Here is a 15,735-nt window from a genome sequence, read left to right as displayed (position 1 = left end):
TTCTCGTGCTGTTGCTCGCTCTTGATACCGCCACCCCCGCCGTGACCGTCGCCCTGCACGACGGCTCCGCAGTGATCGCCGAGTCCGCCGACGTGGACGCCCGGCGCCACGGCGAGCTGTTGCTGCCCGCCGTGCACCGCACGCTGAAAGCCGCGGGCACCGAGCTGGGCGCGGTGACGGAGATCGTCGTCGGCGCGGGCCCCGGCCCGTACACCGGACTGCGCGTGGGCCTGGTGACCGCGGCCACCTTCGGGACGGCCCTCGGCGTCCCCGTCCACGGGCTGTGCACGCTGGACGGGATCGCGTACGCCGCCGGGCAGGCCGGTCTGGAGGGCCCCTTCGTCGTGGCCACCGACGCGCGGCGCAAGGAGGTCTACTGGGCGCGTTACGACGACGCCCGCACCCGCGTCACCGAGCCCGCCGTCGACCACCCCGCCGATCTCGCCGAGCGGGTGGCCGGGCTGCCCGCGGTCGGCGCGGGCGCGCTGCTCTACCCGGCGGCCTTCGCGGACGTACCGCCCGGGATGCCGGAGCACCAGTCGGCCGGGGCACTCGCCTCGCTCGCCGCCGAGAAGCTGGCGCGCGGCGAGGAACTGCCGCCGCCCCGGCCGCTGTATCTGCGCCGCCCCGACGCCAAGGTGCCCGCCAACTACAAGGTGGTCACCCCGAAGTGACCGGCACCGGCACGACCCTGACCCTGCGCGAGATGCGCTGGTGGGACCTGGAGCGGGTGATGGAGCTGGAGGAGGAGCTGTTCCCCGAGGACGCCTGGTCGCGGGGGATGTTCTGGTCCGAGCTCGCCCATGCCCGGGGCCGGGACGCCACCCGTCACTATGTGGTGGCGGAGGACGGGCCTCGGCTGGTCGGGTACGCCGGGCTCGCGGTCGTCGACCGCACCGGCGACGTCCAGACCATCGCCGCCGCCCGCGACCAGTGGGGCACCGGCCTCGGCGCCCGCCTCCTCACCGACCTCCTTACGGCCGCCACCGCCTTCGAGTGCCGAGAGGTACTGCTGGAGGTGCGGGTGGACAACGCCCGCGCCCAGCGGCTGTACGAGCGCTTCGGCTTCGAACCCATCGGCATACGCAAGGGCTACTACCAGCCCGGCAATGTGGACGCCCTGGTCATGCGGCTGGCCGACCCGGCGACGGCGAGCGTGGCGACGGCGAGTGCCGCGACGACCGCGAACGGCGGCCCCGGCGAGCCCGTCGAACCCACCGCGAACACGGCGTCCACCGCGCACACAGCCAACCCCGCGAACCCCGCGACCTCATCAGTACAAGGAACCGAGACCCATGGCTGACGAACCCCTCGTCCTCGGCATCGAGACCTCCTGCGACGAGACCGGCGTCGGCATCGTCCGCGGCCACACCCTCCTCGCCGACGCCGTCGCCTCCAGCGTGGACGAGCACGCCCGCTTCGGCGGCGTCGTCCCCGAGGTCGCCAGCCGCGCCCATCTGGAGGCGATGGTCCCCACGATCCAGCGTGCGCTGAAGGATGCCGGGGTCGCCGCCTCCGACCTCGACGGCATCGCCGTCACCGCGGGCCCCGGGCTCGCGGGCGCGCTGCTGGTCGGCGTCTCGGCCGCCAAGGCGTACGCCTACGCGCTCGGCAAGCCGCTCTACGGGGTCAACCACCTCGCCTCCCACATCTGCGTCGACCAGCTGGAGCACGGTCCGCTGCCCGAGCCGACGATGGCGCTGCTGGTGAGCGGCGGCCACTCGTCGCTGCTCCTCGCGCCCGACATCACCGCCGACGTCCGCCCGCTCGGCTCGACCATCGACGACGCGGCGGGCGAGGCGTTCGACAAGATCGCACGGGTGCTGAACCTGGGCTTCCCCGGCGGCCCCGTCATCGACCGCATCGCCCGTGGGGGCGACCCGGACGCGATCGCCTTCCCGCGTGGGCTGACCGGTCCGCGGGACGCCGCGTACGACTTCTCCTTCTCCGGGCTGAAGACCGCCGTCGCCCGCTGGATCGAGGCGAAGCGGGCGGCGGGCGAGGACGTTCCGATCGCCGATGTCTCGGCCTCCTTCCAGGAGGCGGTCGTGGACGTGCTGACCCGCAAGGCCGTCCGTGCCTGCAAGGACGAGGGCGTGGAGCACCTGATGATCGGCGGCGGCGTCGCCGCCAACTCCCGGCTGCGGGCGATGGCCGAACGCCGCTGCGAGGACGCGGGCCTCACCCTGCGGGTGCCGCGGCCGAAGCTGTGCACGGACAACGGGGCGATGGTGGCGGCGCTCGGCGCGGAGATGGTGGTGCGGGGGCGGTCGGCGTCGGCGTGGGACCTGTCGGCCGACTCCTCCCTGCCGGTGACCGACCCGCACGTCCCGGACCCGGACGCGCACTCCCACTCCCACTCCCACGACCATGTGCACGAGCTGAGCCGGAAGAACCTGTACGCATGACCGTCGCGTTGATGTGGGAAGCCCGGGCCGTGGCCGGGAAGGGCGAGGAACTCCTGACCTGGGCCACCCACCAGCCCCTAGACCCGCCCCCGCTCCGCCGCGAAACCTTCCGCGCACCCGAGGACCGGGTCCTCGTCATCACCTGGTGGGACGGCGCCTACGACACCCAGGGCCTGCCGGAACTCCCCGAGCCGGGAGAGGACTTGGTACGGCGGGCAGTGCACCGCTGGCGCTTTGAGGCGGTAGCGGAGGGGGGCTAGGGGGCGCGCCCGGCGGATCATGCCGCCTGCGGCGAGCTGCTCCCCTCCCCGCCCCTTCCCGAAACTGGGGCTCTGCCCCAGGCCCCGGACCGGGGCTCCGCGCCAGACCCCGAGGCCCGGGCTTCGCCTCAGCCCCCGGAGTCCACGGGCGGAGCCCCTGCCACGCGGCGGAGCCGCGTATCGATGCTGCGCGGGAAGGGCGGGGAGGGGGGAAGCCGCGATATGCGGCTGCGCCGCGTGGTTCGGCGGGCGCCCCGTAGCGGTAGCGGCACTCGGCCGTGCCGTTACCGCAGGGCCTCGGCCAGATCGGTCAGGTGCCGGGAGACCGGGCCCAGGGTGAGCAGACCGCTGCCCGCCCCGGCGAGCTCGGCCGCCGCCGGGGTCAACGCCGCGTGGGCGCGCGCGATCGTCTCCCGGTCGCCGACGGCGATGGCCGCCCGCCCGGTGAGACACCACAGGGTCTCCAGCAGCAGATCGCGGGGCGGCACCGGGACGTTGCGCAGCGCCGCCGCGGCCTCGCCGCGGCGGTCCTGGGCCAGCAGCACCAGCGGGCGGGCCCAGGGCGCGTACGGCCCCCAGTCGAGGTCCGCGTCGGTCGGGGCGGGGCGCCCCCGCTCCACGCGCAGACAGAGCAGCGCGAGCGGCAGCAGACCGCGCTCCAGGCCGGGCATCCCGGCGCCGTCCAGGCGCGCGGCGGCGTCCCGGTAGGCCGCCTCGACCGCTGCCTCGACCACCGCCTCGGCATCGCCCTCGTTCGCCCGTCCCGTCGCGGCCAGCCGCAGCGCCCGGTACCACGCGGTGAACACCCCCACCAGCGGCCGCTCATGGCGCTCACCCAGACGCTCGGCGGCGGCCGCGTGCCGGTCGGCCGTCGCGAAGTCCCCGAGCGCGCTGCGGGCCTGGAGCCGGATGAGATGGCCGAGCACCTCGAAGGCGACCAGCCCGTGCCGCGCCGCGAGGGCGATCAGCTCGGCCCCGGTGGCGTCCCGGCGCGGCGCCAGCCCGGCGCGCTCGAAGCTCTGCATGAAGACGCCGTTCAGCGCGAATGCCAGCAGCCCGGGGTCGTCCAGCCGCCGAGCGATCTCCTCAGCCTGCCGAGCCGCCTGCCGCCCCCGCTCGGACCGCCCACCCCGTGACTCGACGGCGATCGTCGCCAGCAACCGGGCGCGAATCGCGTCATGGCCGACCGGCCCGGAACCGGCCGCGAGCGCGGCCAGCGTGCGTTCGGCCGCCCTTACGATCGATGCCGCCTGTTCGGGGTCGTCCAGGCGGGTCCAGATCGCGGGGACGTCGTAGGCGCCGATGACGCGGGCGGTCAGTTCGGGGTCGCCCAGTTCTTCCGCCGCCGCGACGGCCGTCACGCGTTGTCGCCGGGCCGTCAGCAGGCCGCCGCCCCCGGTCATCGAGAGGTCGCGGAGCAGGGCGGCCGTCGACTCCAGGCGGGTCCGGGCGCCGGAGGCCACGGTGCGGTCGTACGCGGCGGTCGCGTCCGCCCACACCTGGGCCGCCGCGCCGCCCCGCACCGGGGTGGGGTCGAGGTGGGGCGCCTGGCCGAGGATGTCCGTCTCCAGGCGGCGCAGCTCCGGGCCGGGGTCCACGCCCAGCTGCTCGACCAGCAGCGTGCGGGCCCGGCGCAGTACCGCAAGCGCGTCGCCCTGGCGGCCGGTGCGGTACAGCGCGAGGGCCAGCGCCTGCCAGGCGCCCTCGCGCCAGGGGTGCTCGGCCAGATGTGCCTCCAGGTCCGGCACCGCCTCGGCGGCCCGGCCCAGCGCCAGCCGGGCCTCCGCCTGCCGCTCCACGGCGTGCAGCCGCAGCTCCGCCAGCCGGGAGCGCTCGCCCCGGGCCCAGCCCTCGTCGGCGAACTCCGCGTACGCGGGCCCGCGCCACCGGCTCAGCGCCTCCTCCAGCCGGGGCAGCGCACCGTCCGGCGGCAGGGTCGCGGCGGCGGCCACGTCCTGTTCGAAGCGCCAGGCGTCCACCGCGTCCGGATCGGCCCGCAGCGCGTACCCCGGGCCCTCGGTGACCAGCAGCCGGGCCGGGGTGCGCGGCGGGCGCTGCGGCTCCAGCGCGCGGCGCAGCGCGGCCACGAACGTACGCACCGCGCCCACCGCACCCGGGGGCGGCTCCGTCCACAGGTCCTCGATCAGCCGCGAGACGGGTACGACGCGGCGGCGGGCGACGATCAGCCGGGCCAGCACCGCGCGGTGCCGTGGCCCCTTGAGCGCGATCGCGCGCCCGTCGGCGTCCGTGTCCCAGGCCACCACCGGCCCCAGCACCCCGAAACCGACCCGCATGCGGTCACGGTAGCGCGCTGATCGGATGCTCATCCGCACCCGGCAGGCTGACAGCCACCTGGTCGCCTACTGGTCGCCCACGTCATCCACGTCATCTACTTCATTTACGTCATCCGGTCGCCCGGATCGTCTACAGAAAGCGCGCTGACCCATGGCCCCTGTCATTCCCGGCTTCGACTACCGCCGCGTCCCCGTCGCCGACGGCGTGTCCCTGAACGTGGCCGTCGCGGGCTCGGGCAGCCCCATCGTCCTGCTGCACGGCTTCCCGCAGACCCACCTCATGTGGCGGCACGTGGCCGCCGACCTCGCGGCCGATCACACCGTGATCTGTCCCGACCTGCGCGGCTACGGCGCCAGCGACAAACCGGCAGCCGATGCCGACAGGGACACCGACGCCGACCCCGCCGCCTACGCCAAGCGCGCCATGGCCGCCGACATCGTCGCCCTGGCCCGCGCGCTCGGGCATGACCGCTTCGCGCTGGCCGGTCATGACCGCGGCGCCCTGGTGGCCTTCCGGGCGGGCCTCGACCACCCCGCGACGATCACCCATCTCGCCTGCCTGGACGTGCTGCCGACCCTCGACATGTGGGACGTGCTGCACGGCACCACCGCCGCGGTCGGCTTCCATCTCTTTCTGATGGCGCAGCCCCCCGGGCTGCCCGAGCGGATGATCGCCGCCTGCCCCGACGACTTCTTCGGCCACTTCCTCGACCTGTGGGCGGGCGATCCGCGGGCCATCCCCGCCGAGGTCCGTACCGCCTATCTGGACGCCTGCCGCGCCGCGGTGCCGTCGATCGTGGCCGACTACCGGGCCTCCGCCGGTGTCGACGTCGATCACGACCGGGCCGACCGGGACGGCGGGCGCCGGCTGACGATGCCGCTCACCGTCATCCAGCAGGACTGGGGCGCCGCCCTCGGCTATGACGCGGCGGCGCTGTGGCGCGCCTGGGCCGACGACCTGGAGCACTACACGGTCGGCTACGGCCACTTCATGGCCGAGGAGGCACCCGCCGACATCGCCAAGGTGCTGCGGGAACTCCTCGCCCGCTAGCCGACCTGGGAGGTCCCGGAGTAGTGGTCGGCGATCTCGTCGCTGGTCGTCACCCACACCCCGGGGTGGTTCACCACGTACTCCAGCGCCTGGTCCACATACCTGTGCCGGAAGGGCTGGTTGATCACGAACGGGTGCAGCACCAGCGACATCACCCGCCCGCTGCCGGCCGAGTCCGCGTAGAGCTGGTCGAGCTGGTCCTTGACGATCCGGACGAAGTCCGGCCCGCTGAGGCTCTTGCCGACGAACAGCTGGATGTCGTTGACCTCGATCGAGTACGGCACGCTGAGCATCCCCGGCACGTTCAGCCGGTACGGCTGGTCGTCGTTGGCCCAGTCCAGCACGTACCGCAGCCCCAGCTCGGCCAGGAGCTCCGGGGTCCGGAAGGTCTCGGTCAGCGCCGGCCCCAGCCAGCCGCGCGGCCTGCGGCCGGTGGCCTTCTCGATGGTGCCGATCACCTCGGTGAGGTAGGCGCGCTCCTCCTCGGGCGACATGTCCGCCTGGAGGATCGAGTTGTTCTTGCCGTGCGCCGCCCACACCCAGTTCCGCTCCCGCCCGGCCCGGATGATCTGGGGGTAGCGCTCGGCGACATCGGAGTTGAGCATCACGCTCGCCCGCACCCGGTGCCGGTCCAGGCTCTCGATCAGCCGCCAGATCCCCACCCGGGGCCCGTAGTCCCGCCACCCGTAGTTCAGCGGATCGGGCGCCAGCGCCCTGGTGTCGGGGAAGATGCTGGTGGAGGGGCGGTCAACTTCGTAGTGCTCGACGTTCAGCCCGACGTAGAAGGCCACCCGGGCGCCGTCGGGCCAGTGGATCGGGGCGCGTTCGACGATGGGGCTGTAGTCGAAGAGCTGGTTGTCCATCAGGGCTCACCTCATCTGTGCGGCTCAGCGGTACGGCGGTTCGGCTCCGCTCGGTGGACATCGTGAAACCCTCACACAAGTGAGAAGGTCAAGTGGCGTGCCCTCGTGAGCTGAGAGACTGCGTCGGCGTACACCGCAGTGCTGTGCGTGCCCTGCGTGCCGTGAGTGCCATGAGTGCCATGAGTGCCATGAGGAAGGACGCCATGACGCTGCCCAACGAGCTTCCGCCACCGCCGCCCGCCCCGGACGAGCGGCCGTGGAAGGACCGCGCCGGGTTGCTCGATGAGCGCGCGCGGGCGATGGGGGCGCTGGCGCGGTGGTACCTGGCGCCGCACCGGGCGCTGCTGCTGTGGCTGTCCGCGCTCGTCTTCGCGCTGGGGTGGAGCCTCGCGGTCTCGGGGTTCCAGTTCCTGGTGAAGGGCGAGATCATCGAGCACGTCCTGGGCATGATCTTCCTGGGCCTCGCCCTGGGCGCCACGGTCCCCTCCAGCCTCGGGGTGGCCTCCGGCATCCGGCGCGATGTCTTCGTGGGCGCGTGCCTCCGCGACTGGGCGGAGCTGGAGCGCGATCCCCAGTCGCTGCCGCACTGGCGGGTCTCCGGCGGCGCTCTCCTTTGGCTGGGCCCGTCCATCGTGCTGACCTGCCTGGGGCTGGCGCTGGGCGGGTTCGCGGTCTTCTCGGACATCGGCACGGAGAGCGTCGGCACGGTCGCCGGTATCGGCCTGGTCTTCGCGGCCGCCGGTGCGCTCGGCATGGCCAAGGCGATCGACTACTACCGCCTGGTCAGCCGGGAACTCCGACCCCTCCGCCCCGACACCGGCGGTCCGGACGCCCGCCGTCCGGAGTCCGGCTACGACGACGGCTTCTCCGACGACGGCTTCTCCGACGACGGCTTCTGCAGTGACTGAAAGCGGGTCCGCAGCTCCTCGTACCGTTCACCCGGGGTCTCCCCGCGCTCCTTGGCGACCTCCTCGATGCGGGTCAGCAGCTGCCTGACCCGTACGGCATCCGTATAGGCGTCGCGCTCCAGCTTCTTGTACGCGGCGGCGGCCGGGCCCTTGTGATCGTCGGGGTCCACCGACTGCCTCAGATGGCCGAGACGCTCGATCTGTTCCTCAAGGTAACTGAGCATTCCCTCAAGGTCTTTGATGAGATCCGACAGATCCTGGTCCGATACGGACAGTTTGTCTTTACTCATGTTCCATCCGTCCCTGCCACCCTCCCATCGGCCCATTAGCGGGATGATCGTGCCATGACCGGGGCCGGAGTGGAGAGTCACCCGGGTAACTCCTCTGCCGTCAGTCCGGCAGGACCGTGCCCGGGGGCAGCTCGATGCCGAAGTCGGCGGTGAGAACGCGCAGCACCTGGTCGTTGTCGGCGAGTTCGCGCTCCTTACGGCTGCCGTCGGAGTAGGTCTCGACGAGAGTCCGCCCGGACAGGAGGAGATGGCCGTCCGGGGTGGTGCGCTGGACGTGGAGGGTGTGCTGGAAGGGCGAGCGCGGGTTGGTGGCGACGTGCCAGTTGATGACCCCGTAGTCGGACGCCTCGAACGGCTCGCGGGTGAAGGCGTACTGGTCCTGCCAGGAGCCGTCGAGGAACGACTGGAACACCCACAGGTCCTCCAGCCCCTCCGGGTACGGCTCGCGGACGTAGCGGTGGCGGCGGGTGCCGTCGTGGAACTCGGTGTCGGCGACGAGCGGTACGGCCTCCAGGAGGCTGCCGACGCTGCCGAAGCCCACGTCGGCCACGTACCGCCGCTCCTCGCCCGGTATCCCGACCAGCAGCAGCATGTGCGTGCGCGGACGGACCGTCCCGGGGGCAGCTCCGACCCGGACGCGGGCGGTGAGGCCGGTGACACGGAAGCCGAGGGCGGTGAGGGCGGCGGTCAGCAGCGTGTTGTGTTCGTAGCAGTAACCGCCGCGCCGACTGTGGACCAGCTTGGCCTCGAGGTCGGGGACGGCGAGGGAGGGGGCCGAGCCGAGGAGGGGGTCGAGGTTCTCGAACGGTATGGACGTGAGGTGCGCCCGGTGCACCGCCCGCAGCGTCTCCACGGTGGGGGCGGGGCGACGGTCGCCCGTCCAGCCGATACGCGTCAGATAGGCGTCGAGGTCAAGGGCGATACGGGCTGGTTCCATACTGCCGACCGTAACGCCGGATCCCCGGTACCGGCCTCCGCTCATGGTGGGGGCCGCGCCTGGTCCCTTGGGCGTAGGTCCTTTACGCCGTCCTTTTCGTCTCCGGCACCGCCGCGAGGTGATCGAGCGCGCCCGCCTTGATCGACTTGAGCAGGGCTCCCAGCCTCGCGGGGCTCGTGGTGAGGACCGTACGGGGGTCGTCGCTCTCGCGGAGGGCGACGGTGATGCCTATGGAGGCGAGCTCTATGCAGGAGTTCCCGTCCCCCGCGCTGGAATAGGACGATTTCTGCCAGTTGACCTCGGTCATCTCCACGCCTTCATGTCTGTTGAGCGATGTCACGAATGAAATCACGTGACTCCTTCACGGAGAGGGCCGCCTCGGTGGTGCGGTCCAGGACTCCACGATGGTTGACGAGCTGGGACTGCGCGTCCAGGAAGACCGGGCCGTGGGCGGCGTCGAGCTGCGCGGTGTCCAACTGGGGCACGGCTCCCAGGGCGTAGGTGACCGAGAGCCCGGGGACATGGAACCCTCCGGCCTCGAAGGTCAGCACGCGCACGGTGACGTTCTTCCGCTCGGAGGACTCCAGCAGGCTGTCCAGTTGCGCCCGCAGGACGCGGTCGGTCCCGAACCGCATGCGCAGCGCCGCCTCGTGGATGATGAAGGTGCACGGTGGCGGGTCGTCCCGGTCCAGGATGTCGCGGCGCTTCATGCGGTGGGAGAGCCTGCGTCTGAGGTCCGTGGCGGACCACTGCGGGACGGTGGAGGCGAGCACTGCTCGCGCGTACTCCTCCGTCTGCAACAGGCCGGGCATGTGCATGATTTCCAGCACGCGCAGGCTCGTCGCGTAGTACTCCAACTCCGCCAGGTCGAGCCCGCCGGTGGCGATATAGCCCCGGTACTCCTCCCACCAGCCACCCTTGCGCTCCCGGGCCATGGCGACGAGCGCGTCGACGTACGCGCTGTCCGGGCAGGCGTAGATGGCGGCGAGGGCCCGGACCCGCTCCTCGCTCACGCCGAACCGCGCGAGCTCCAGGTTGGTGATGTGGGTGCGGTTGATGCCCAGGCGGTCGGCGGCCTCCTGAATGCTGAGCCCCGCGCCCTCGCGCATCCTCCTGAGTTCTGTGCCGAGCCTGACTTGACGCGCGGTCGGGACGCTCCTGGGTGGCATGGTCCTCCGTAACCCTTAAGGAGTAATCGTCGGGGAAATTCAACGGGACCGTAGCAGTTGTTTGCACCGCTGCCCTACCGTAGGTGTCGTTGCCGCTACTGTGCGTTGATCGCCGTAACGGTACGCGCGCTGTCGGCCCCTTCACAGGGAGTTGCCTCATGGATTCCGATCACGAGTCCGACGACCGTCCCCCACGCCGCCCGCCCGTTCCCTCCAGGGATCCGTACGTCTACACCCTGCAGAGCAGTCGGCACGCGACCTCCGCCAAGGTCTGCCGGGACTTCGTCGCCTGCGTCCTGAACTCCGTGGGGCAGGAGGAGCTGGTCGACACGGCGACGCTGTGCACCTCGGAGCTGGCCACCAACGCCTTTCTGCACGCCGAGGGCGACTCCGTGATGCTGCGCGTGGTGATCGAGCCGCCCCGCTTCCGCGTCCTGGTCTATGACGCCTCCGCCGAGCTCCCCACCGCCGCCTGCCTCCCCGAGGGGGACCGCCTCCACGGCCGTGGCCTCGGGCTGGTGGCAGCCCTGGCCCACGCGTGGGGGACGGCGGAGGGGTACGGGGTGGGCATGTACGCCAAGGGGGTCTGGTTCGAACTCGCGGGCAAGGAGGAGGACGAGGCTTAGCCGGCCACGACAAAGGTCAGCGGAAATGCCTCGCCGGAATCCGCGTCACGGTGGAACCGCCCGGCCCAGGACGGCTCCTGAAGGGCCCGGACCTGGGTGCGGGGCAGCGCGATGTGCACATCGCGGCCGCCGTCCTGGTCGGCCGGGGTCGGCGCGATACCCGCTTGAGGCGCCCCGCGTCGCTTCCTCCGCCCGGGGTCTGGGGCGGAGCCCCGGTTTCGGGAAGGGGCGGGGAGGGGACAGCCCGCCGCAGGCGTTACGGTCCGTCGGACGGGGCCTGGGCCGGGTGGCCCAGCAGCATCGTGGGAGAGCCCGCCGACCGCGTCAGCACGATCGTGCAGGCGTTCCCACCCTCGAGCCGCAGCTTCTTGCGCAGCTGCTCCGGCTCGACCGCCGAACCGCGCTTCTTGATGGTCGCGATGCCGACCCCCCGCTCCCGCAGCAGCGCCTTGAGCTTCTTCAGGTTGAACGGCAGCACATCCGTGATCTCGTACGCGGTGGCGAACGGCGTCGGGCGCAGCTCGTCCGTCGTGATGTAGGCGATCGTCGGGTCGATCAGACGGCCGCCGACGCGGGCCGCGACATCGGCCACGAGATGGGCGCGGATGACGGCGCCGTCCGGTTCGTAGAGCCAGCGGCCGACCGGGCCGGGCTCGGGGTCGGGGAGGAGCGGGGTGCCGATGAGGGAGTGGCCGCTCGGCAGCAGCGTGGCGCGGCGCAGCCCGGGGCGGGCGGTGCCGAACCACAGGACGGCCTCCTTCACATGGCCGTGGTCCGAGATCCACTCGGCCTCCGCGTCCTCGGGGACCGCCTCGTGCGGCACACCGGGGGCGATCTTGAGCGCGGCGCGCGGCGTGGTGCGGGCGGCCTCGATGGCCCAGGAGAGGGGCGGGGAGTACGCCTCGGGGTCGAAGACGCGGCCGCGACCGCCGCGCCGGGCCGGGTCGACGAAGACCGCGTCGAAGTCCCGGGTGTCGACCTCGGTGACATCGGCGCAGCGGACCTCGATGAGATCGGCCAGGCCGAGCGCCTCGGCGTTGGCGCGGGTGACGGCGCAGGTCAGCGGGTCGCGATCGACGGCGAGCACGGAGATCCCGGCGCGGGCGAGCGCGATCGCGTCGCCGCCGATGCCGCAGCACAGATCGGCCATGCGGCGGACGCCGAACTCCGCGAAGCGGGAGGCGCGGTACGCGGCCACGGAGGTGCGGGTGGACTGCTCGACACCGTTCGGCGTGAAGTACATGCGGTGCGCGTCCTCGGGGCCGAATTTGGCCACCGCCCGCTGCCGCAGCGCGGCCTGGGTCAGGGCCGCCGAGACCAGCGCCGGGGGATGGTCGCGGCGCAGCCGCGTCGCGGTGGCGAGCTCCTTCGCCGGGTCGTAGTCGCGGAGCGCGGAGAGCAGCGCCTGCCCCTCGTCGCCGAGCAGTGCATCGAAGGCGTCAACGTCCACATGGCCCATTCTCCCCGCTCCCGCGAGCGCATTCGCCCGCGCACGGCGCGCATATGCGCCCCCTCGGACCGAAGATCACTTATGTGATGATGATCAAGACTGGTTTTCCTCGCTGTCTGGTTCTCGTCGGCGCGGCGGCCGTGCTCACGGCCTGCGGATCCCTCGCCGCCGCCCCCGAGCCGCACACCGGCTCCCGCCACGGCGCTCCCATGCCACCGGCCTCCCTCGCCGCACGGCTGGACGACCCGCCCCCGGCGGCGTCGCAGCCGCCCGCCGGACGGGAGCCGGAGCAGTGGCCACCGGCGTCGTCCGGGCCGGGGTACGAAGGGGGCGAGGGGGGAGAGGGAGACGAGGGGTACGAGGGGTACGAGGGGTACGAAGAGGGCGAGAGGGGCGACGGAGGGGCCGCGTACGGCCGGGCCCGGGACGCGTCGCCCTCCGGTGGCACCCGGGCGTCCGCCCCGGCCGCCGGGCCGCCCGGCTCGGCCCCGGCGGGCGCGTCCGACGCCTACCGCCGCTGGGGGCTGGACCGGCCGCTGGCGCGGCCCCCGGCCCCGCCCGACGTCAAGCCCGCGCTCGGACGGTCCGGACCGCAGCAGTGGGGGCTGCCGCCGATCGTGCGGCGGGTGCCGACCGACCAGCGGGTGGTCTTCGTGACGATCGACGACGGGATCGAGAAGGACCCGCGCTTCGTGGAGCAGGCCCGCGAGCTCGGGCTGCCGTTCACCGGGTTCCTGACCGACGACGTGATCGGGAACCACTACGACTACTTCGACCAGCTGCGCCGGCTCGGCAACCCCATGGAGAACCACACCCTGACCCATCCCAGCCTGGCCGGTATGGCCTATGACGACCAGGTGCGGGAGATCTGCGGCCAGCGCGACATCCTGTGGCACCGCTTCGGTCAACAGCCGAAGCTCTTCCGTCCCCCTTTCGGGGAGTACGACGACACGACCCTGCGGGCGGCGGCCTTCTGCGGGGTGCGGACGGTGGTGCTGTGGCGCGCCGAGATGGAGACCCACGGGCTGGCCTACCGCTCCGGCGACCATCTGCTGCCGGGGGACATCGTGCTCGCGCACTTCCGGGGGCCGGAGCAGCTCGAGGGCCAGTCGATGACCGACATGGTCACGGGGCTGGTGCGGGCGATCCAGGCCCAGGGCTTCACGATCGGGCGGCTGGAGGACTACGTATGAGGGCCCTCCGGGGAACGGCTCGGGAGTGCCGCCCGGAGTGCTGCCCCGGAAGCCGCCGCCACGTCGCTTGGCACTCTAGTTGACTGAGTGCTAACCGCGTCATAATGTCGAGGCTGGCACTCGGGACCGATGAGTGCCAGGGATACAGCGACGGGCAGGTCCGGCACCCGCGACGACGGATCCACCTGGTCGCCACCTCAGACAGTTGACCCCGTGAGATCTCCGAAGGGGGAGGTCGGATCGTGACGACCACCAGCTCCAAGGTTGCCATCAAGCCGCTCGAGGACCGCATTGTGGTCCAGCCGCTCGACGCCGAGCAGACCACGGCTTCGGGCCTGGTCATTCCGGACACCGCCAAGGAAAAGCCCCAGGAGGGCGTCGTCCTGGCCGTGGGCCCGGGCCGCTTCGAGGACGGCAAGCGCCTTCCGCTCGACGTCTCCGTCGGTGACGTCGTGCTCTACAGCAAGTACGGCGGTACCGAGGTGAAGTACAGCGGCGAGGAGTACCTCGTCCTCTCGGCTCGCGACGTTCTCGCGATCGTCGAGAAGTAATCACCGAAGTTTTGCCTATGAGCCGTGTCCCGGTGCCCGTGTCATCTGAAACCGGGGTCGGGGCACGGCTTGTTTGAGAGGACATACGCAACTCATGGCGAAGATCCTGAAGTTCGACGAGGACGCCCGTCGCGCCCTCGAGCGCGGCGTCAACAAGCTCGCGGACACCGTCAAGGTGACCATCGGCCCCCGTGGCCGCAATGTCGTCATCGACAAGAAGTTCGGTGCCCCCACCATCACCAACGACGGTGTCACGATCGCCCGTGAGGTCGAGGTCGAGGACCCGTACGAGAACCTTGGCGCTCAGCTCGTCAAGGAGGTGGCGACCAAGACCAACGACATCGCGGGTGACGGCACCACCACCGCCACCGTGCTGGCCCAGGCGCTCGTCCGCGAGGGCCTGAAGAACGTGGCCGCCGGTGCCTCCCCGGCCGCCCTGAAGAAGGGCATCGACGCGGCGGTCAAGGCCGTCTCGGAAGACCTGCTGGCCACCGCCCGCCCGATCGACGAGAAGTCCGACATCGCCGCCGTGGCCGGGCTGTCCGCGCAGGACAAGCAGGTCGGCGAGCTGATCGCCGAGGCGATGGACAAGGTCGGCAAGGACGGTGTCATCACCGTCGAGGAGTCCAACACCTTCGGTCTGGAGCTCGACTTCACCGAGGGCATGGCCTTCGACAAGGGCTACCTCTCGCCGTACATGGTCACCGACCAGGAGCGGATGGAGGCCGTCCTCGACGACCCGTACATCCTGATCCACCAGGGCAAGATCTCCTCCATCCAGGACCTGCTGCCGCTCCTGGAGAAGATCATCCAGGCCAACGCCAGCAAGCCGCTGCTGATCATCGCCGAGGACGTGGAGGGCGAGGCCCTCTCCACCCTCGTCGTCAACAAGATCCGCGGCACCTTCAACGCCGTCGCGGTGAAGGCCCCGGGCTTCGGTGACCGCCGTAAGGCCATGCTCGGCGACATCGCCACCCTTACGGGCGGCACCGTCATCGCCGAGGAGGTCGGCCTCAAGCTCGACCAGGTCGGCCTGGACGTGCTGGGCACCGCCCGCCGCGTGACCGTCACCAAGGACGACACCACGATCGTCGACGGTGGCGGCAAGGCGGACGAGGTCTCCGGCCGCGTCGCCCAGATCAAGGCCGAGATCGAGTCCACGGACTCCGACTGGGACCGCGAGAAGCTCCAGGAGCGGCTCGCGAAGCTGGCCGGCGGCGTGTGCGTGATCCGCGTGGGCGCGGCCACCGAGGTCGAGCTCAAGGAGAAGAAGCACCGCCTGGAGGACGCCATCTCCGCGACCCGCGCCGCGGTCGAGGAGGGCATCGTCTCCGGTGGTGGCTCCGCGCTGGTCCACGCCGCGAAGGTGCTGGAGAACAGCCTGGGCCTGGAGGGCGACGAGGCCACCGGTGTCGCCGTGGTCCGCCGCGCCGCGGTCGAGCCGCTGCGCTGGATCGCCGAGAACGCCGGTCTCGAGGGCTACGTGATCACCTCGAAGGTCGCCGAGCTCGAGAAGGGCCACGGCTACAACGCGGCCACCGAGGAGTACGGCGACCTGGTGAAGGCCGGCGTCATCGACCCGGTCAAGGTCACCCGCTCCGCGCTGGAGAACGCGGCGTCGATCGCCTCGCTGCTGCTCACCACCGAGACCCTGGTGGTCGAGAAGCCGGCCGAGGAAGAGGCCGAGGCCGCGGGCCACGGCCACGGTCACGCGCACTGACGCTCCGGCGTTCTG

At 71.9% G+C, this 15,735-nt stretch carries 17 protein-coding genes; 10 read left to right on the top strand and 7 right to left on the bottom strand.

Going from position 1 to position 15,735, the window contains the following annotated elements:
* Positions 1 to 5: 5 nt before the first annotated feature.
* Genes tsaB through ACMTAK_RS22005 form a run of 4 tightly spaced genes read left to right on the top strand, consistent with a single transcriptional unit; the run spans position 6 to position 2,668 of the window.
* Positions 6 to 674 (top strand): tRNA (adenosine(37)-N6)-threonylcarbamoyltransferase complex dimerization subunit type 1 TsaB, encoded by a 669-nt coding sequence (gene tsaB, locus ACMTAK_RS22020; RefSeq protein WP_413807815.1) that lies wholly within the window; start codon positions 6 to 8, stop codon positions 672 to 674.
* Positions 671 to 1,303, top strand: a complete 633-nt coding sequence (gene rimI / locus ACMTAK_RS22015) for a ribosomal protein S18-alanine N-acetyltransferase (protein WP_413807814.1) — start codon at positions 671 to 673, stop codon at positions 1,301 to 1,303. Before tsaB ends, rimI begins: the two co-directional genes overlap by 4 nt.
* Entirely contained in the window at positions 1,296 to 2,408 is a 1,113-nt protein-coding gene (gene tsaD / locus ACMTAK_RS22010) for a tRNA (adenosine(37)-N6)-threonylcarbamoyltransferase complex transferase subunit TsaD (RefSeq protein WP_413807813.1), read from the top strand. The genes rimI and tsaD overlap by 8 nt, the downstream gene beginning before the upstream one ends.
* Positions 2,405 to 2,668: a hypothetical protein gene (locus tag ACMTAK_RS22005; RefSeq protein WP_413807812.1), complete on the top strand. Its 264-nt coding sequence runs from the start codon at positions 2,405 to 2,407 to the stop codon at positions 2,666 to 2,668. The genes tsaD and ACMTAK_RS22005 overlap by 4 nt, the downstream gene beginning before the upstream one ends.
* 284 nt (positions 2,669 to 2,952) lie before the next feature.
* Here ACMTAK_RS22005 and ACMTAK_RS22000 read toward each other — a convergent pair whose 3' ends face one another.
* Positions 2,953 to 4,962 carry an AfsR/SARP family transcriptional regulator gene (locus tag ACMTAK_RS22000; RefSeq protein WP_413807811.1) on the bottom strand — a complete coding sequence of 670 codons (2,010 nt, stop codon included), beginning with the start codon at positions 4,960 to 4,962 and terminating at the stop codon, positions 2,953 to 2,955.
* Between the two features lie 151 nt (positions 4,963 to 5,113).
* Here ACMTAK_RS22000 and ACMTAK_RS21995 point away from each other — a divergent pair, with 151 nt between their 5' ends.
* Positions 5,114 to 6,013, top strand: coding sequence for an alpha/beta fold hydrolase (locus ACMTAK_RS21995; RefSeq protein ID WP_413807810.1), 900 nt, complete (start codon positions 5,114 to 5,116; stop codon positions 6,011 to 6,013).
* Here the strand turns inward: ACMTAK_RS21995 and ACMTAK_RS21990 are convergent.
* Positions 6,010 to 6,876, bottom strand: a complete 867-nt coding sequence (locus ACMTAK_RS21990; RefSeq protein WP_413807809.1) for a polysaccharide deacetylase family protein — start codon at positions 6,874 to 6,876, stop codon at positions 6,010 to 6,012. The genes ACMTAK_RS21995 and ACMTAK_RS21990 overlap by 4 nt on opposite strands.
* A gap of 179 nt (positions 6,877 to 7,055) precedes the next feature.
* On the opposite strand from ACMTAK_RS21990, the gene ACMTAK_RS21985 reads away from it, so the two are divergent.
* A complete protein-coding gene (locus ACMTAK_RS21985; RefSeq protein ID WP_413807808.1) occupies positions 7,056 to 7,784 on the top strand; it encodes a hypothetical protein in 729 nt (242 codons plus the stop codon).
* On the opposite strand, the gene ACMTAK_RS21980 is transcribed toward ACMTAK_RS21985, so the two are convergent.
* The 4 genes from ACMTAK_RS21980 to ACMTAK_RS21965 all read right to left on the bottom strand — a co-directional run bounded on the left by ACMTAK_RS21980 (position 7,727) and on the right by ACMTAK_RS21965 (position 10,180).
* Positions 7,727 to 8,074, bottom strand: a complete 348-nt coding sequence (locus tag ACMTAK_RS21980; RefSeq protein ID WP_164434338.1) for a hypothetical protein — start codon at positions 8,072 to 8,074, stop codon at positions 7,727 to 7,729. The two genes, ACMTAK_RS21985 and ACMTAK_RS21980, sit on opposite strands and share 58 nt — an antisense overlap.
* Positions 8,075 to 8,174: 100 nt before the next feature.
* Positions 8,175 to 8,996 carry an arylamine N-acetyltransferase family protein gene (locus ACMTAK_RS21975; protein ID WP_413812963.1) on the bottom strand — a complete coding sequence of 274 codons (822 nt, stop codon included), beginning with the start codon at positions 8,994 to 8,996 and terminating at the stop codon, positions 8,175 to 8,177.
* 97 nt (positions 8,997 to 9,093) lie between these two features.
* Positions 9,094 to 9,318 carry a DUF397 domain-containing protein gene (locus tag ACMTAK_RS21970; RefSeq protein ID WP_413807807.1) on the bottom strand — a complete coding sequence of 75 codons (225 nt, stop codon included), beginning with the start codon at positions 9,316 to 9,318 and terminating at the stop codon, positions 9,094 to 9,096.
* Positions 9,319 to 9,328: 10 nt separating this feature from the next.
* Positions 9,329 to 10,180, bottom strand: a complete 852-nt coding sequence (locus ACMTAK_RS21965) for a helix-turn-helix domain-containing protein (protein ID WP_413807806.1) — start codon at positions 10,178 to 10,180, stop codon at positions 9,329 to 9,331.
* A gap of 158 nt (positions 10,181 to 10,338) precedes the next feature.
* Here ACMTAK_RS21965 and ACMTAK_RS21960 point away from each other — a divergent pair, with 158 nt between their 5' ends.
* Positions 10,339 to 10,806 carry an ATP-binding protein gene (locus ACMTAK_RS21960; RefSeq protein ID WP_413807805.1) on the top strand — a complete coding sequence of 156 codons (468 nt, stop codon included), beginning with the start codon at positions 10,339 to 10,341 and terminating at the stop codon, positions 10,804 to 10,806.
* Between the two features lie 256 nt (positions 10,807 to 11,062).
* On the opposite strand, the gene ACMTAK_RS21955 is transcribed toward ACMTAK_RS21960, so the two are convergent.
* Positions 11,063 to 12,265 carry a class I SAM-dependent methyltransferase gene (locus ACMTAK_RS21955; RefSeq protein WP_413807804.1) on the bottom strand — a complete coding sequence of 401 codons (1,203 nt, stop codon included), beginning with the start codon at positions 12,263 to 12,265 and terminating at the stop codon, positions 11,063 to 11,065.
* A gap of 77 nt (positions 12,266 to 12,342) precedes the next feature.
* Between ACMTAK_RS21955 and ACMTAK_RS21950 the strand changes: the two genes are divergently transcribed.
* The 3 genes from ACMTAK_RS21950 (at position 12,343) to groL (ending at position 15,720) form a co-directional block, all read left to right on the top strand.
* Positions 12,343 to 13,449, top strand: coding sequence for a polysaccharide deacetylase family protein (locus ACMTAK_RS21950; RefSeq protein ID WP_413807803.1), 1,107 nt, complete (start codon positions 12,343 to 12,345; stop codon positions 13,447 to 13,449).
* Positions 13,450 to 13,691: 242 nt separating this feature from the next.
* Positions 13,692 to 14,000, top strand: a complete 309-nt coding sequence (groES, locus tag ACMTAK_RS21945) for a co-chaperone GroES (protein ID WP_014054228.1) — start codon at positions 13,692 to 13,694, stop codon at positions 13,998 to 14,000.
* 94 nt (positions 14,001 to 14,094) lie between these two features.
* On the top strand, positions 14,095 to 15,720 hold the full coding sequence (gene groL / locus ACMTAK_RS21940; RefSeq protein WP_413807802.1) for a chaperonin GroEL: 1,626 nt from the start codon (positions 14,095 to 14,097) through the stop codon (positions 15,718 to 15,720).
* Positions 15,721 to 15,735: the final 15 nt, after the last annotated feature.

Origin of the sequence: Streptomyces lacaronensis (assembly GCF_047337785.1) — a bacterium.
GTDB lineage: Bacteria > Actinomycetota > Actinomycetes > Streptomycetales > Streptomycetaceae > Streptomyces > Streptomyces lycopersici.
This window is presented reverse-complemented; position numbering and strand designations above follow the sequence as displayed.

Excerpts from the sequence above, each read along its gene's own strand:
- tsaD (WP_413807813.1), top strand. The coding sequence starts at position 1,296 with ATGGCTGACGAACCCCTCGTCCTCGGCATCGAGACCTCCTGCGACGAG.
- ACMTAK_RS21955 (WP_413807804.1), bottom strand. The coding sequence starts at position 12,265 with ATGGGCCATGTGGACGTTGACGCCTTCGATGCACTGCTCGGCGACGAG.
- ACMTAK_RS21965 (WP_413807806.1), bottom strand. The coding sequence starts at position 10,180 with ATGCCACCCAGGAGCGTCCCGACCGCGCGTCAAGTCAGGCTCGGCACA.
- ACMTAK_RS21995 (WP_413807810.1), top strand. The coding sequence starts at position 5,114 with ATGGCCCCTGTCATTCCCGGCTTCGACTACCGCCGCGTCCCCGTCGCC.
- ACMTAK_RS22000 (WP_413807811.1), bottom strand. The coding sequence starts at position 4,962 with ATGCGGGTCGGTTTCGGGGTGCTGGGGCCGGTGGTGGCCTGGGACACG.
- ACMTAK_RS22005 (WP_413807812.1), top strand. The coding sequence starts at position 2,405 with ATGACCGTCGCGTTGATGTGGGAAGCCCGGGCCGTGGCCGGGAAGGGC.
- ACMTAK_RS21990 (WP_413807809.1), bottom strand. The coding sequence starts at position 6,876 with ATGGACAACCAGCTCTTCGACTACAGCCCCATCGTCGAACGCGCCCCG.
- groL (WP_413807802.1), top strand. The coding sequence starts at position 14,095 with ATGGCGAAGATCCTGAAGTTCGACGAGGACGCCCGTCGCGCCCTCGAG.
- ACMTAK_RS21985 (WP_413807808.1), top strand. The coding sequence starts at position 7,056 with ATGAGTGCCATGAGGAAGGACGCCATGACGCTGCCCAACGAGCTTCCG.
- ACMTAK_RS21950 (WP_413807803.1), top strand. The coding sequence starts at position 12,343 with ATGATGATCAAGACTGGTTTTCCTCGCTGTCTGGTTCTCGTCGGCGCG.
- ACMTAK_RS21960 (WP_413807805.1), top strand. The coding sequence starts at position 10,339 with ATGGATTCCGATCACGAGTCCGACGACCGTCCCCCACGCCGCCCGCCC.
- ACMTAK_RS21970 (WP_413807807.1), bottom strand. The coding sequence starts at position 9,318 with ATGACCGAGGTCAACTGGCAGAAATCGTCCTATTCCAGCGCGGGGGAC.
- ACMTAK_RS21980 (WP_164434338.1), bottom strand. The coding sequence starts at position 8,074 with ATGAGTAAAGACAAACTGTCCGTATCGGACCAGGATCTGTCGGATCTC.